Genomic DNA, 15,882 nt, shown 5'->3' with positions numbered 1-15,882 from the left:
TCTGAAAAAAACTCAGATAGCTGGCCATTCGTCATGCGTACCGATAAGGTGCGCTTATTTTTGTATTTCGGGCTTACGATTTTTTTGATATTTCTTTACTATTAGGAATGCGTAATACGAGTTTTTTTGGAAGCTTTTCAAACAAGCTCAAAAACTAGATCAATTACGCCGAGAAGCAATTAATTGTAGTATTTTGTATGAAAAATAATAAAATTTTTTAACCTATATTTAACCTTAGCGTGTTAAAATATGAAACGCTATGGTTTATTACAAAAAAACAACAAACAAGTCAAAATTTCAAAGGTATGCTCTATATTTGTAATAATAAATAAGATTTTAAGAAGTTTTTTATTTTCGATTTTATATAATGGATGTGAATTTATGGAAAAAATCCCTGATTGGGTTTGTATTACAGGTTTAGCATCAATACTAATAGGAATCACTTTTATGATACAAGGAAATATAGGTATAGATTTAGCAGATGAAGGCTATCTTTGGTACGGTGCAATTCATACATACTTGGGAGAAGTGCCCTTATTAGATTTTCAGTCTTATGATCCAGGAAGATACTACTGGTCGGCTTTTTGGTTCAAAATATTTGGTAATACTCATATACTCACACTTAGAATTGCGGTAATGTTATTTTTATTAATTGGCTTAACATGTGCGTTGCTTGCTGTTAGACGTGTAACGAAATCATGGGGATATTTATTATTAGTAGGCATTTTATTGATGGTATGGGTATACCCTAGACACAAAATATTTGATATTAGCATTTGTATGATTGCAGTGTATATGGTTATTTTGTTGCTAGAAAAGCCTAAGAAGATACGCTATCTATTTAGTGGGATGACTATAGGACTTGCTGCAGTTTTTGGTAGTAATCATGGCTTGTATTTACTTATTGCTTTTACTATTGCATTTTTATATATTTTTTTTAAGATAGGTAGAACAGCTTTTTTGAAAAAAGCAGGAATTATGGGATTAGGGATTCTAATAGGCTATTCTCCAAGACTTCTAATGTTTATATTTATTCCTGAGACATTTACAAATTACATTAATACAATTATTTGGCTATTTCGACTAGGGAGCACTAATCTCCCACTACCTATTCCATGGCCGTGGAGAGTGGATTTTAAACATTTGTATACTACAGATATTGTTCGTGAGTTTATTATAGGTTGTCTATTTATCCTGATCTTACTTTTTCCGATATTATGGATTATTTATGCGTTTGCCTCAAAAAAAGTAAACTTATATCTTGCAGCTTCTGTATTTGTTGGTCTCCCTTATGCACATGTTGCTTTTTCACGGGCAGATTTAGGACATTTAGCTCAAGCTATTTCTCCATTACTGTTAGGAATTTGTTTTTTTGTTTTAGAGTTTTCTAAAAAAAACAGGAGGAATTTTGTTATTTTTACCACCTTTATATTGAGTATTTCATGGTTGTCCATTGTTAAAGTACAACCATTGTATCAAAAATTAACAGCACCTCCAGATACGTTTGTGAATTATACAATTACAAACAATAATTTATGGTTAGATGTATCTAGTGCTAATTTTATTCAAACAGTAGAAGATGTCAAAAAACAATATCTTAAAAAAGGGGAAACTCTCTTTATTGCTCCTCATTCCCCTACTTTATATCCGATATTGGATATTAAGTCTCCATTATGGGATATTTATTTATTGTTCCCTGCAACTGAGGATAGACAACGAGAACAAATTAAAGAGTTAGAGGATAAAAATGTTAAATTAGTTATTATTGGAGATATTGCATTGGATGGGAGGGAAGAATTACGCTTCCAAAATACTCATCCCTTTCTATGGGAGTATTTAAATCAGCATTTTCATGAAATCCCTGTGGACAGTCTTCCTTCGAACTATGTAGTGATGCGGTATTTGGATACAAAAGTAAGGTAATTTGAAGAGGAGAAATTATGAAATGATCCCATTATATAAGCCCTTAGTTACAGGAGAAGAAAATTTATATATTGAAAAAGCTATGGGAATAGGGAGACTCTCAGGAGACGGTTTATTCACTCAACAATGCAGTAGTTGGCTTGAAGATACATTAAAGTGTAGAAAAGCTCTTCTAACTACATCGTGTACCCATGCACTTGAAATGGCTGCCATTTTGTTGGATATTTCTGAAGGTGATGAAATTATTGTGCCCTCCTTTACATTTGTCTCTACAGTAAATGCTTTTGTACTGCGTGGCGCTAAATTGGTATTTGTAGATATTAGACCCGATACAATGAATATAAATGAGATGTTAATTGAGAAAGCCATTACAAAAAAAACTAAAGCGATTGTCCTTGTTCACTACGCCGGAGTTTCTTGTGAAATGGCTATAATCATGGAGCTTGCAAATAGATACAATCTTATTGTTATTGAAGATGCAGCTCATGCTTTAATGAGTGGTTATCATAATGAATATTTAGGGACAATTGGTCATTTAGGATGCTTCAGTTTTCATGAATCAAAAAATTATCATTGTGGGGAAGGAGGCGCATTAATAATAAATGACGAAAGGTTTATTGAAAGGGCAGAAATAATAAGGGATAAAGGAACAAACCGAAAAAAGTACTTTCAAGGAAAGATAGCTAAGTATACTTGGGTTGATATAGGTTCTTCATATTTAATGAGCGAGTTAAATGCCGCTTTTTTGTATCCTCAGTTATTGTTAGCAGAAAAGATTAATAATAATAGATTAAAAAGCTGGGAAACCTACTATAATGCTTTTAATGAATTAAAACTTGGAGATAAACTCACTCTCCCGTTTATTCCTAAAAAAACTAAACAAAATGCTCACTTATTTTTTATTAAAGTCAGAAACCAAAACGTCAGAAATGGCTTAATGACTTTTTTACAAAAGAATGGAGTGTCTACTGCGTTTCATTATGTTCCCTTACATAGCACTAAGATGGGGGCAATACATGGATTTTTTAATGGTGAGGATATTTATACGACGAATGAAAGCGAAAAACTATTAAGACTTCCTATGTACTACGACTTAAAACAGGAAGATATTTATTATACAGTGACATTAATAGCACAATACTTAAATGATGATGACGGGAAGAATGCTGATGAAAAAGATAGACGCCTACTGGGAGCAACAGAATCTTAATAAAAAGGTTTTAGAAATTGAATTTGATGGGGGGGACTCAATCAGTTGTTTTGATATCCTTGAAGATGATTATTTAAACTATGAATACATTGTGGCTAAAGTACCTAAACTTAAAATGGGCTTTGTACATAAGCTTGAGGAATCGGGTTTTAAATTTATGGAAACACAAATAGAAATGACTTTGAACTTAAAAAAGTTTGTAAAACCATCAACTTATTCTAGTAAACTTCAATTTCAAGCTGTAGAATCAATTGAACAATTAGAAGAGCTATTGTCACAAATTGATAAAACTCTTTTTGTAACTGATAGAATTTCACTTGACCCACTACTAGGTATTGATTTTGCACATAAACGTTATAGTAATTGGATTAGAACGGGTTTCCATAGTGAGGATACTTTAATCATTGAAGTGGTAAAAAAGACAGATAAGATAGGCTTTTTTTATTTGACTAAAAAAAATGATAAAATTGTACAGGCTGTATTAGCTAGTGTGTACAAAAACTTTAGAAGAAGAGGGATAGGTTTAAGTTTTTTGGAGGAGATTTGCTATTGGATGGTTGAGGCAGGATATAGAAAAGTAAATACAAGAGTTTCATCTAACAATCTCGAATCACTAAGAGCATATTTATCTGTTGGCTTTGAAATTAAGGAGATTTACTATATTTTAAGAAAAATAACAAGATAATATATGAAAAGGAACTTAATGTGAGACAGATTGAACTATCAGTAGTAATACCTGTTTATAATTCTCAAGATACGATTGGAACTGTGGTACATTCTCTAATTCATCTATATAATGAAATATTTTTATTAGAGATCATCCTTGTCAATGATGGTAGTAAGGATAAGAGTCTTGAAAGATGCGAAGAATTAAGTAATCAATATACTAATGTTATTGTAATTCATCAAGAGAAAAACAGTGGTCAACAGCAGGCATTGATGACAGGACTTAGACAATGTCAAGGAGATCTTGTTGTTTTAATGGACGATGATATGCAAAATCCGCCTTCTGAGGTCATAAAGCTTATTGGTAAAATTAATGAGGGGAAGGGGTATGATGTTGTCATTGGGCAAAGAATTACTTATAATCAAACTTGGTTTAGGAAGTTTGTATCTAAATTAAATCAATTAATTATGTCCCTAAGTATGAAGCAAAAAATTTCATTTAGTAATTTTCTGATTATGAAAAGATCTATGGTTATAAAAATTACTATGGATCAATCTTCTAAGCCAGTTATTCAAGGTCTAATATTAAAAAGTAAAGCTAATATTGCAAATGTATTAACAGAGCACCACGAGGGAGGTAGTAGGAAATCCAATTATAATCTAGTAAAATTATTTAAATTTTGGTTAACTACTATACGATATTTGCCTTCGTATGTGAAATACATACTTTTTCTATTGATGCTTATAGTAGGTGTAGGTATTATTTTTTTAATAAATTATTTAATCAGGCTTTGATTCTTCATAATATAGGAATTAAAGCCTTTTATATTTAATTTCAATTAGTTTAGAATAAATAAAAGGATATAGGGAAAAGAGTACTATAATATAGAATTGAGGGGTAATTTGGTTAGTATAGCTGTTCAAATTGTTACATATAACAGTGCTGATTATATTAAGTCTTGTTTAGACTCTGTATTTTTACAATCGCATCCAATAGAAAAAGTGGTTGTAGTGGATAATAATTCAAAGGATGATATTTCAAAGCTGATGCTTCAATATCCAGATGTCCATTTTGTTCAAAATGATGTGAATCGTGGTTTTGTGGGTGGGCATAATCAAGCATTAAATTACACAAATACAGACTACGTTCTTGTATTAAATCCAGATGTCATATTAAATAAGGTTTATATTCAGTATATTTTAGACTATATGATTCAAGATAATCGAGTAGGTGCAACTACAGGGAAATTATATAGAGATTTTGAATCACGTATTATTGATAGTACAGGGATTAATATCAAGAAAAATCGCCGTGCAATTGATCGAGGAAGTGGCGAAGTGGACCAAGGACAATATGATGATGAGAGAAGGGTTTTTGGAGTTTCTGGGGCTGCGGCTGTTTATAAAAGAGAAATGATTGATATGATTTCAGAAGATGGACAATTTTTTGATGAAAGTTTTTTTGCTTATAAAGAAGATGTTGATGTTAGTTGGAGAGCTAGATTAGCAGGTTGGGAAATAAGTTTCATCCCTCAATCAATAGCAAAACATGAAAGAGGCTGGAAGGATAATAAATCGAGGAAAAATATTTCTCTTAAAACAAGAAAGCATTCCTATATCAATAGACATTTTTATGTAATCAAGAACGATAATTTATTTTACTTTTTATTGCATTTTCCTTTTATTTTTATATACGAAGTAACTTGTTTAGTTTATATTCTCTTCAAAGAACCCAAGCTTTTAAGTGCCTATAAACTTCTTTTTAAAGAGTATAAAGCTTTAAAAATTAAGAAAAAATTTATACAATCATGTAGAACAGCTCCTTCAAAAAAGATTTATCAATATTTTAAAGGAATATGGTAAAAATTAAAATGGATTTAAGTATAGTAATCGTAAATTATAATACAAAAAAGCTAACAATTGATTGTATTCAATCAGTTTTAAACTCAAGATTGAATTTTCAATATGAGATTTTTGTAGTAGATAATGCTTCTTCAGATAGCTCTGTAGTACAAATCAAAAGTCTATTCCCCCATGTAAAGGTTATATCTAATAAGGAAAACGTCGGATTTTCCAAGGCAAATAATCAAGCGATAAAAGTATGTAGCGGCCGATATGTATTATTGTTAAATTCTGATACTATAGTAAATGAGTGTACATTAGATAAGATGATTCTCTTTATGGATGAGGAGAAGGATATTGGCGCTGTTGGCTGCGAAGTAAATTTACCTGATGGTACCTTAGATAAGGCTTGCCATAGGGGCTTTCCGACTCCGGAAGCATCCTTCTATTATATGATAGGTTTAGCCCAAAAATATCCTACTAGCCCTAAATATAATAGCTATCATAAAAGTTATATGAATATGCATGAGGTACATGACATCGATTGCTTAGTTGGGGCTTTCATGATGGTTAGAAGGGAAGCATTTGAGCAAGTAGGTTTATTAGATGAAGAATTTTTTATGTATGGGGAAGATATAGACTGGTGTTTTAGAATAAAAGAGGCTGGCTGGCGAATTGTTTATAATCCTACTGTTTCAATTGTTCATTACAAAGGGGCAAGTAGTCGAAAAAAACCATATAAAATAGTTTATGAGTTTCATAGGGCCATGTATTTATTCCATAAAAAGCATTATGCAAAAAAATATAATTTTTTAATTAATAGTGTAGTTTATACAGGAATTACATTAAAGCTAACCTTCGCTACTATTAGTAACCTTTTGAAAAAAGTACATTAAATTATAAAGTTAAATAGGTGATAAAAGTGATAAGAGGAAAAGAGCGCTTTATTACACAACTATATATGACAACAGATTTCATCTTTATTCAATTAGCATTTGCTGTTGCATGGTATTTTCGTTTTGTGATTAATAAAGAGCAACATGGATCATATTTGCCATTAACAGATTATTTCATTTGGAACATTGTTTACTCTGCTGCATTTTTGGCTATTGGTTTTTTGATTGGCTTATATGTTCCGAAAAGGAAAATGAAGTTTGCAAAAGAAGTTTCTAGAATAGTTCAAGTGCAAATTTATAGTATGTTTGTTTTATTAAGTGCCTTATTTATTGTTAAGACGATAGATATATCTAGGATGTTCTTGGCTATATATTTACTAGTTGGATTTTTGATTATCGTCACGTATCGTTTTTTTGTTAAGCAATTTTTAAGAGCGATGAGAAAAAAAGGCTTTAATCAACAGTTTGTTTTAATTTTAGGAGCGGGTTCCATCGGAAAAAGATATATCGAGAATTTGGATAATCATCCTGAGTATGGACTTAGAGCAATTGGTTTTTTAGATGATTTTAAACAAATTAATAGAGAACAGAAAATATTAGGCAAAATAGAGGATTTATCTACAACACTAGAAAATACCATTATTGACGAAGTCGTAATTGCTTTACCCTTAACAGCGTTTTCTAAATATCATCAAATTATTGAAATGTGTGAGAAAGCGGGAGTTCGTGTATCTATTGTTCCAGACTTTTACGATATACTACCTGCAACTCCGCATTTTGAAAGTTTTGGAGATTTACCAGTCATTAATGTCAGAGACATACCTTTAGATGAATATGTGAATAGATTGTTGAAGCGTTTATTTGATATTGTTTTTGCACTTTGTGCGATACTTGTTACATCTCCTTTGTTATTGTTAATCGCAATTGGCGTGAAATTAACATCTCCAGGTCCTATTTTATTTAAGCAGGAGCGTGTGGGGCTAAATAGAAGAACGTTTTCTATGTATAAATTTAGATCTATGAAGCATATGTCTGTTGAAGCCTCTAATACACAATGGACTGTCGAAAATGACCCAAGAAGAACTAAATTTGGTACTTTCTTGCGAAAAACAAGTCTTGATGAATTTCCTCAATTTTTTAATGTACTGAAAGGCGATATGAGTATAGTAGGACCTAGACCTGAACGACCTTATTTTGTGGATCAATTTAAAGAAGAAATCCCGAAATATATGATAAAACATCATGTGAGACCGGGAATTACTGGTTGGGCTCAGGTCTGTGGGCTACGAGGAGATACTTCAATTGAAGACAGAATTGAGCATGATATTCAATATATTGAAAATTGGACATTATTATTTGATATTAAAATTATTATGAAGACAATCATTAATGGCTTTGTAAATAAAAATGCATACTAGTATTGAGTATAAATGATTTATACTGATTGAAGCTTGCTGGTGAATCGGGATAATCACTTTTTAGAAAAGGTAAGTCAAAAAAATCAATAATACTCAAGTGTTCATGATATTTAGTTTTTTAAGGAAGTGACATTATATGAAAAAAATCCGCAAAGCCATCATCCCAGCTGCTGGACTCGGAACACGCTTCTTGCCAGTTACTAAAGCCATGCCAAAAGAGATGTTGCCAATTGTTGACAAACCAACGATTCAATATATTGTGGAAGAAGCTATTGCCTCTGGGATTGAGGATATTATTATTGTAACAGGTAAGGGTAAACGAGCAATTGAGGATCATTTCGATAATGCTCTAGAGCTTGAAACAAACCTAATTGAAAAAGGGAAACTTGATATGCTTGAAAAAGTACAAGAATCTGCGAATGTCGAAATTCACTACATTCGTCAAAAAGAGCCTCTTGGATTAGGACATGCGATTTGGTGTGCTCGTAAATTTATTGGTGATGAACCATTTGCTGTCCTGCTAGGTGATGATGTTGTGAAAAGTGAAGAGCCTTGTTTAAAACAATTAATGAATCAATATGAAAACACCTTATCTAGTGTTATTGGTGTACAAGAGGTACCAGATGAGGATGTCCATCGTTACGGTGTGATTGATCCGGTTAACACTGATAATCGATTAATGCAAGTGACGCAATTTGTAGAAAAACCTGCATTAAAGGATGCACCATCCAATTTTGCGATAATTGGGCGCTATGTACTGACACCTGAAATATTCCGCTTTTTAGATGAGAAGAGGAAGGGAAAGGGTGGCGAGATTCAATTAACCGATGCCATTGAATCATTAAATGGCCTTCAACGAGTGTTTGCCTATGCGTTTGAGGGGCGTCGTTATGATGTTGGTGAGCAATTAGGATTTATTGAAACGACGATTGATTTTGCATTAGAACGTGAGGATTTAAGTGAGGGTGTAAAAGAAATTATTTTAAAAAAAGCGAAACAGTTAAGTGGTGAAACTTTATGATTTTAGTTGTTGGCGGTGCCGGATATATTGGTAGTCATTTTGTAAAGGAATTAGTAAAGGACTATGATGTAGTTGTACTTGATAATTTAAGTACGGGTCATCGTTGGGCAGTTGATGCAAAGGCTATTTTTATACAAGGTGATTTAGGAGATTCAACAATTGTTCAACGAATATTTGATACATATAAAATTGACACGGTTATACATTTTGCAGCCTTTAGCTTAGTAGGTGAATCTGTGATTGATCCTATGAAATACTATGAGAATAATGTAGCAGCCACATTGAATTTGTTAAAAGCTATGAAGCGTAATGAAATTAATAAATTTATTTTCTCTTCTACCGCTGCTACGTATGGTATGCCGACTGTTGATTTCATTGATGAAAAAACCCCTACTAATCCTATCAATCCGTATGGTCAGTCAAAGTTAATGGTTGAGCAAATGCTGGCGGATTTTGCGCAAGGCTACCAGATAAAATATGTTGTATTGCGTTATTTTAATGCTGCTGGAGCACATGAGACAGCTGAAATTGGTGAAAGTCATAATCCAGAAACGCATTTAATCCCCTTTATTCTTCAGCATTTAGGAGGACAACGAGACTCCATTTCAGTGTTTGGTACTGACTATGATACACCTGATGGCACCTGTATCCGAGATTATATTCATGTCACTGATTTGGCAAAAGCACATTTATTAGCGTTAGAGGCACTATTAAGCAATACTATTGAAACCGCGACATATAATTTAGGTAATGGCAATGGTTATTCAGTAAAGCAAATCATTGAAACTTGTGAGCTTGTAACAGGAAAAAAAGCCAATGTACGATATGCTGAACGACGTGCTGGTGATCCTGCTAAGTTAGTTGCTAATGCGGATAAAATTTATGCAGAATTAGGATGGAAGGCCCAATTGGATATCCAAGATATCATTAAAAGTGCATGGACTTGGCATAAAAAGCAATTCTAATTTCCAACTCGACATGGTTCGAGTTGGTTTTCTTTTTTTTATATGTCATAATATACATATCAAAATTTACCTTAAGAAGTGAGGACTCTATGGTGTTTGCAGAAATTGTAAAAACAACATTGCTAAATTGTTCGCTAGATGATAATGATCTCGTACAATATAAAGATCGTGTAAAAGAAATCCATAATGCATTACCACATTATCCATTAACAGGCTGGATTGAGTCACCCTTACAAAATCATGAGGGATTGCTTACCTCTATTGAACGTGTGGCAAGTGAAATAAGAGCTTGTGCGGATGTTCTGGTTGTTGTAGGCGTTGGTGGCTCTTTCTTAGGTGCCCGTGCAATCCAGGAGGCACTAATGCCTTATTTTGGGCTGGCTAAGGGCGGCATTGAGGTTGTCTATGTTGGCTTGAATATGAGTGGTGCATATATTAAGGAGCTTCTCACTTATTTAGATACGAAACAAGTATATGTCAATGTGATTTCCAAGTCAGGTGGAACTATGGAGCCAGCGTTGGCCTTTCGTGTAATGCGTTTATATATGGAGGAGCGTTATGGCGAGAAGGTAACGGAGCGTATTATTGTTACGACAGATGCGGATAAAGGCATCTTAAAAGGGATTGCTGATAAGGCTGGATATCGTCAATTTGTCATTCCTGCTGATGTGGGTGGGCGTTATTCTGTTTTAACGCCTGTAGGTTTATTACCTGTGGCAGTAGCAGGTGTAGATATTCGTGCTTTAATGGGTGGTGCACATCATGCAGCAACAGAGTTAGCAGAAGAGGATTTGGCACATAATGATGCCTATAAATATGCGGTGATGAGACATATGCTTTATGAGCAGGGCTATACCATTGAATTGCTTGCTTCCTTTGAGCCTGGACTCAATAAATTCCATGAATGGTGGAAACAGCTTTTTGGTGAAAGTGAAGGGAAAGAGCATAAGGGGCTATATCCTTCTACTGTTAATTTCTCCACTGATTTACATGCGATTGGGCAGTTTATTCAGGAGGGGAGTCGTGTTATGTTTGAGACATTGCTACATTTCCATGAAATAGAGGGAGATTTAGCTGTACCATTTGATGCTCGCAATGAGGACGGCTTGAATTATCTGTCGACACGTACTTTTAATGAGATTAATGCAATCTCTAAGCAAGGAACGGCCCTTGCACATGCAGAAGGTCAAGTGCCTGTTATTCAATTAGAATTGCCTAAGCTTGATGCTTATCATCTTGGGTATTTGATTTACTTCTTTATGAAGGCCTGCGCAATGAGTGCTTGCTTATTAGAGGTTAATCCATTTGATCAGCCTGGTGTGGAGGCCTATAAACGTAAAATGCTAGAGTTGCTGAAAGAAGAGAAGGTGATAAATAAATGAAGAATGTCCATGAATTATATAATTGCTGGTTGGAGCAGTCTCTTCCTATCTATTTAGCTGAGGAGCTTTCCTCTACTGCAAGTGATGAACAAGCAGTAGAAGATCGCTTTTATCAATATGTGTCCTTTGGTACAGGGGGGATGCGTGGTGTTTTAGGTGCTGGAACGAATCGTATAAATATCTATACGATTCGTCGTGTTGCTGAAGGGCTTGCTCGTTATATTGAGATCAATGGCGAGGCTGCTAAAAAGCGTGGTGTTGTTATTGCCTTTGATACACGTCATTTTTCGTATGAATTTGCCTGTGAGACAGCGAGTGTACTAGGAGCACATGGTATTCGTTCATATGTTTATAAGGAAGCAAGACCAACACCACAGCTATCATTTACGGTTCGGAAATTAAATGCCTATACAGGTGTGGTCATTACAGCCAGCCATAATCCGAAGCAATATAATGGGTTTAAAGTATATGGTGAAGATGGTGCGCAGTTAACGCCACAATTTGCTGAAGCAATTATTGACTATATGAACGAAATTGAGGATATTTTTGCTATTCAAGTGAAGGAACTCGCGACATTAGAGCAGCAAGGGCTTGTTACTTGGCTTGCAGGTGATTTGGATGATGCATATTTATCGAGTCTTTTAACCTTAAAAGAAAATCAAGATATTGCGTTGGATATGAAACTCGTTTATACACCATTGCACGGTGCTGGCTTGGTGCCCGTTAGTGAAGGGTTGCGGGCATTTGGTTTTCAACAGGTACATATTGTGGAGCAGCAAGCTGTGCAGGATGGTGATTTTCCTACAGTTTCATATCCTAACCCAGAGGAATCGAAAGCTTTTGAGTTAGCTATGAATCTTGGTGCACAGGTTGGAGCGGATCTATTGTTAGCAACTGATCCAGATGCGGACCGTTTAGGTGTGGCCGTTAAAAGTGGAGATAGTTATGAGCTGTTAACAGGCAATCAACTTGGTGCATTATTGCTCCATTATTTATTGTCTACAAAGCAACAATGTGGAACACTGCCTAGCAATGGGGTTATGCTGAAAACAATTGTTACATCTGAATTAGGTACTCATATTTCTGAAAAATTTGGCGTAACGACAGTAAACACATTAACGGGCTTTAAATATATTGCTGAGAAGATTGCAGAATATGAGCAATCAGGTGACTATTCGTATGTATTTGGCTATGAAGAAAGCTATGGTTATTTAATAGAAACTTTTGTGCGTGATAAGGATGCTGTACAGGTAGCATTAAAGGTTGCGGAAATGGCTGCTTTTTATGCCAAGAAAGGGCAAACTTTATTAGATGGTCTGCAAAGCCTATACGATCAATTTGGTACCTATCAAGAGGCACTAGTTTCTCAAGTATTTGAAGGTAAAAATGGTCAGGAAGAGATGAAGGCTATCTTAAATAACCTTCGCCAAAATGCACCTACATCCATTGGTGGGATAGCGGTTAAACGTTTTGAGGATTATTTAACAGGTATTTCGACTTTAGCAGATGGCACTACTGAGAACATTACATTACCTAAAGAAAATGTGTTGAAGTATGTTTTAGAGGATACCTCTTGGGTGGCTATTCGTCCATCAGGCACAGAACCAAAATGTAAATTTTATTTTGGTGTTGTTGGACAAACAGCAGAAGAGGCAAAAGATAAATTAAAGCGACTTCAGGCTACATTTGAGGTTTAAATAAATCCTATTAAAAAACGCCCACTTTTTTAAGTGGGCGTGCACATTATTGAAGCCGTTTTAATTCAGCTTCCTGTTGGATTGAGCGCACTGACAATAGTTCGATAATATGATGCTGGCTTTCTTGAATTGCCTCTAGTCGGTTTACTTTTTCATTTGTTTCTAAAACAGCTTGTTTAATTTGCTGTTGTTCAACTTCTATTACTGCAAGTCGATTTTCCACAGATTCAAGCCGATTCTCTACGGACTCAAGTCTATTTTCTACAGAATCAAGGCGATTCTCAATAGAATTAAGCCGTTGATTCATTTGTTTTAGCTCGCTTAAAACTTCCTCCATTCCTTTCACCTCTCTTCATTTTAAATCTATCTATTTTTTTAATCTCTCTCTATATAAGTAATCTCTCTAATTATAACATAGAAAACAAGCTTACAAGTATCACCATTGCAATCATCGACAAAATATGACATGCTTAAAAGAGAGAGAAAAGAACTAGGAGAATGTTGTAGTGATTAAAGAGTGGGATTACCTACGTGTGGTGGCGTGTCTGTCTATTTTACTATTACACACATCTTCGTGGGTTATTATGGAGGTTGGGGCAGAGCCGGAGCAGACGATTTATCTTTTTTTTAGGATTGCGTTGTGCTATGCGACACCGACGTTTATTGTACTGTCTATTTTAATATTGGCCAATCGTTATCATGAGAATATACCAAGGAATTTTTGGTCGAGTAGGATTCAATATATTTTTATTCCCTTTTTAGTATGGGCTTTTATCGATGCAGTAGTTGTTGAGTCCATTTATCAAAAAGGTTTATTATGGGAAAAGTATTTTGCTAATATTGTTTATGGGGAATTTGTTGGATGGTTTGTTGTGGTTATTATGCAGCTATATGTAATCTTTACGCTGATAACACGTTTTAAATGGTCTATAGTATGGTTTTTACCATTAAGTGTGTTGGTTACACTTATTCATCATACAGTGATTTTATTGCCATATCCTATTTTTCAAGAAAATAGTATTTGGCTGCGGTTTTTCTTTACTGGTTGGCTTGGTTATTTTGCTGTTGCCTATGCATTTGGTATCTATTATTCTCAGATTGCAGCATTAGCTCGAAAATATCGATATTCGACAGTTGTATTAGTTGTACTGTCTGCTGTCTTTTTGTATATTCGTTTGCTTTTAGGTTTCGTAGAGGTACATTCAAGGCGTCTTGATTTAATACCATTTGTGATTAGTATGGTGCTATTTGTGATTGCCTGGGGGCAGTCTTTACCGCATACAAAAGCTGTTAAAGTGCTGAGTCAATATGCGTTTATGATTTATCTCACGCATTGGGAAGTTTTGCGTTTATCAACTGGCTGGTTTGTAAAGCATTTCGATAGTACCCTAGTCCGTGTACCACTGTTGTTGCTGTGGACGTTAGCGGTTTGTCTACTGTTGACTAAATTCATTTCATTGCTGCCATTTAGTCAATGGATTGTGGGGAAAATAAAAAGACGTACTACACAGTAAAAAGCAGTGATTTCTTTCAAAATAGAAATCACTGCCTTTTTTTGTAGTATCGCCGGTAGCTTCAACGAAATCGCCGCAAGAAGTTGAAATATCACCGGTAGTTTCAACGAAATCGCCAGTAAAAGTAAAAATACCGCTACTAGTTTACAATGTAAATCATTCTGGCATTAATTTTAAATTTCGATCATTGTATGCTAACACCACGTAATCAGGCTGTACATTTTGTAAATATGAAATAATATCCTTCTCCAAGTATCGCAAATCTAAAATAGTTAGCTTTTTAAAATGGCTTGCTACATGAAATTGAATAGCATTAAAATAAGAATCTTTGATAACAACAATATGTTTATCACTGTCATAGTCTTCATTAACTATTGTGAGCTCTGCAAAGTCTCGACTATAGGCATCTGCATAGTTTACGACTGTGTCAGGATTCATTTTTTTTGCACGACCATATACAGCCTCGTATGGGGCAGTAACGCCTCCTTCGATTGTACCGTCATAGATGGTAAATTGTGTTGCAAACGAAGGTGGTTCGTTATAGCAAATTTGATCGTGGTTATCAACGGTCATGTATAAGATTTTATTCCAGGAACCAGCAAACTTATTAGGTAAGCAAAAGGCGTTGTCTTCCTTGTATGGAATCGGCTGAATTGCTTCACCAAGTCGCTCGCTCATTGTTTTTATTAGTGCCTCGTAGCCTGTGTATGCACCGCGCATAGTCCAGTGATGATCTGTTTTAAAGAAGTACTGTTCTGTAGAGAAGTCATTCTTCATTTCATCATAGAGTCGGATATTGTCAACGCCAGCAGCAGTAACAAGCTTATGTAAGCGCTCATTATTGGCTATTCCGGCATCTTCAGGCATATAGCTAGGACTTGGTTCCCGTGAGTAAGTAGCCTTCGCTGGCAGTGAATAAAACGTAAACGGTATTCTTTTTTCGGCTAGTCCCTCGCTGAGCTTTTGCAAATCAGTGGCAAAGGAAGTAAGTTCCTTTTCAGATTTTGCTACGGCTGGCTTCGAAATAATCCAGCCACTAGTATCGTCTACTGCGTATTTATCGTTTAAATAGGTTTTGCCAACCGCTCGCTGGAAGTGCACATAATTGCGCATCCATGTATCACGGGCAGGAAACTGATCGGAAATATAGGATTCCACCTGTTTTGACCATGCGCCAGAGAAGATTTCCTGTAAGCTAGGTGATAGATTGGCAGATTCCAATGGACGATTTTCCATTTCTGACTGTTTACGGTCCACAGTTTTGACATGTATGACGAGGCCACCGAAAATGATGCAAAAAAAGGTTATTGGTAATAGATACATTTGAATTTTTCGCATGCTGTCCCAC

14 protein-coding genes are annotated in these 15,882 nt (G+C 34.8%); 12 read left to right on the top strand and 2 right to left on the bottom strand.

Features of this window, described 5'->3' with window-relative positions; translation table 11 throughout:
- The first annotated feature begins 249 nt into the window (after positions 1-249).
- The 11 genes from AC3WOM_RS00975 to AC3WOM_RS00925 all read left to right on the top strand — a co-directional run bounded on the left by AC3WOM_RS00975 (position 250) and on the right by AC3WOM_RS00925 (position 13,020).
- A complete protein-coding gene (locus AC3WOM_RS00975) occupies positions 250-1,923 on the top strand; it encodes a hypothetical protein (RefSeq protein WP_492444420.1) in 1,674 nt (557 codons plus the stop codon).
- A 22-nt stretch (positions 1,924-1,945) separates the two neighbouring features.
- The gene (gene rffA, locus AC3WOM_RS00970; RefSeq protein WP_492444418.1) at positions 1,946-3,133 is read left to right on the top strand and encodes a dTDP-4-amino-4,6-dideoxygalactose transaminase; all 1,188 of its coding nucleotides are present in this window, start codon (positions 1,946-1,948) and stop codon (positions 3,131-3,133) included.
- Positions 3,093-3,818: a GNAT family N-acetyltransferase gene (locus tag AC3WOM_RS00965; protein WP_492444417.1), complete on the top strand. Its 726-nt coding sequence runs from the start codon at positions 3,093-3,095 to the stop codon at positions 3,816-3,818. Before rffA ends, AC3WOM_RS00965 begins: the two co-directional genes overlap by 41 nt.
- A gap of 20 nt (positions 3,819-3,838) precedes the next feature.
- The gene (locus AC3WOM_RS00960) at positions 3,839-4,594 is read left to right on the top strand and encodes a glycosyltransferase family 2 protein (protein WP_492444416.1); all 756 of its coding nucleotides are present in this window, start codon (positions 3,839-3,841) and stop codon (positions 4,592-4,594) included.
- 108 nt (positions 4,595-4,702) lie between these two features.
- Positions 4,703-5,662: a glycosyltransferase family 2 protein gene (locus tag AC3WOM_RS00955; RefSeq protein ID WP_492444413.1), complete on the top strand. Its 960-nt coding sequence runs from the start codon at positions 4,703-4,705 to the stop codon at positions 5,660-5,662.
- Positions 5,663-5,670: 8 nt separating this feature from the next.
- Positions 5,671-6,537 (top strand): glycosyltransferase family 2 protein, encoded by an 867-nt coding sequence (locus AC3WOM_RS00950; RefSeq protein WP_492444432.1) that lies wholly within the window; start codon positions 5,671-5,673, stop codon positions 6,535-6,537.
- 26 nt (positions 6,538-6,563) lie between these two features.
- The gene (locus AC3WOM_RS00945) at positions 6,564-7,955 is read left to right on the top strand and encodes an undecaprenyl-phosphate glucose phosphotransferase (protein ID WP_492444411.1); all 1,392 of its coding nucleotides are present in this window, start codon (positions 6,564-6,566) and stop codon (positions 7,953-7,955) included.
- Positions 7,956-8,091: 136 nt separating this feature from the next.
- Complete coding sequence (gene galU, locus AC3WOM_RS00940; protein ID WP_492444409.1) at positions 8,092-8,976, top strand: UTP--glucose-1-phosphate uridylyltransferase GalU; 885 nt, start codon at positions 8,092-8,094, stop codon at positions 8,974-8,976.
- Positions 8,973-9,941, top strand: a complete 969-nt coding sequence (gene galE, locus AC3WOM_RS00935; RefSeq protein ID WP_492444407.1) for a UDP-glucose 4-epimerase GalE — start codon at positions 8,973-8,975, stop codon at positions 9,939-9,941. The genes galU and galE overlap by 4 nt, the downstream gene beginning before the upstream one ends.
- Before the next feature lie 89 nt (positions 9,942-10,030).
- The gene (locus tag AC3WOM_RS00930) at positions 10,031-11,323 is read left to right on the top strand and encodes a glucose-6-phosphate isomerase (protein WP_492444405.1); all 1,293 of its coding nucleotides are present in this window, start codon (positions 10,031-10,033) and stop codon (positions 11,321-11,323) included.
- Complete coding sequence (locus AC3WOM_RS00925) at positions 11,320-13,020, top strand: phospho-sugar mutase (RefSeq protein ID WP_492444404.1); 1,701 nt, start codon at positions 11,320-11,322, stop codon at positions 13,018-13,020. The genes AC3WOM_RS00930 and AC3WOM_RS00925 overlap by 4 nt, the downstream gene beginning before the upstream one ends.
- 46 nt (positions 13,021-13,066) lie before the next feature.
- On the opposite strand, the gene AC3WOM_RS00920 is transcribed toward AC3WOM_RS00925, so the two are convergent.
- Positions 13,067-13,357: a hypothetical protein gene (locus AC3WOM_RS00920; protein ID WP_429980027.1), complete on the bottom strand. Its 291-nt coding sequence runs from the start codon at positions 13,355-13,357 to the stop codon at positions 13,067-13,069.
- 169 nt (positions 13,358-13,526) lie between these two features.
- Between AC3WOM_RS00920 and AC3WOM_RS00915 the strand changes: the two genes are divergently transcribed.
- Positions 13,527-14,534, top strand: a complete 1,008-nt coding sequence (locus tag AC3WOM_RS00915; RefSeq protein ID WP_492444401.1) for an acyltransferase family protein — start codon at positions 13,527-13,529, stop codon at positions 14,532-14,534.
- Between the two features lie 156 nt (positions 14,535-14,690).
- Here AC3WOM_RS00915 and AC3WOM_RS00910 read toward each other — a convergent pair whose 3' ends face one another.
- A complete protein-coding gene (locus AC3WOM_RS00910) occupies positions 14,691-15,872 on the bottom strand; it encodes a DHHW family protein (protein WP_492444399.1) in 1,182 nt (393 codons plus the stop codon).
- Positions 15,873-15,882: the final 10 nt, after the last annotated feature.

The organism is Lysinibacillus sp. FW301-JW8, from assembly GCF_058788755.1.
This window is presented reverse-complemented; position numbering and strand designations above follow the sequence as displayed.

Bases quoted from the DNA above. Each gene is read 5' to 3' on its own strand.
- AC3WOM_RS00910 (WP_492444399.1), bottom strand. From the start codon at position 15,872: ATGCGAAAAATTCAAATGTATCTATTACCAATAACCTTTTTTTGCATC.
- AC3WOM_RS00965 (WP_492444417.1), top strand. From the start codon at position 3,093: ATGAAAAAGATAGACGCCTACTGGGAGCAACAGAATCTTAATAAAAAG.
- AC3WOM_RS00975 (WP_492444420.1), top strand. From the start codon at position 250: ATGAAACGCTATGGTTTATTACAAAAAAACAACAAACAAGTCAAAATT.
- AC3WOM_RS00930 (WP_492444405.1), top strand. From the start codon at position 10,031: ATGGTGTTTGCAGAAATTGTAAAAACAACATTGCTAAATTGTTCGCTA.
- rffA (WP_492444418.1), top strand. From the start codon at position 1,946: ATGATCCCATTATATAAGCCCTTAGTTACAGGAGAAGAAAATTTATAT.
- galU (WP_492444409.1), top strand. From the start codon at position 8,092: ATGAAAAAAATCCGCAAAGCCATCATCCCAGCTGCTGGACTCGGAACA.
- AC3WOM_RS00920 (WP_429980027.1), bottom strand. From the start codon at position 13,357: ATGGAGGAAGTTTTAAGCGAGCTAAAACAAATGAATCAACGGCTTAAT.
- AC3WOM_RS00950 (WP_492444432.1), top strand. From the start codon at position 5,671: ATGGATTTAAGTATAGTAATCGTAAATTATAATACAAAAAAGCTAACA.
- AC3WOM_RS00925 (WP_492444404.1), top strand. From the start codon at position 11,320: ATGAAGAATGTCCATGAATTATATAATTGCTGGTTGGAGCAGTCTCTT.
- galE (WP_492444407.1), top strand. From the start codon at position 8,973: ATGATTTTAGTTGTTGGCGGTGCCGGATATATTGGTAGTCATTTTGTA.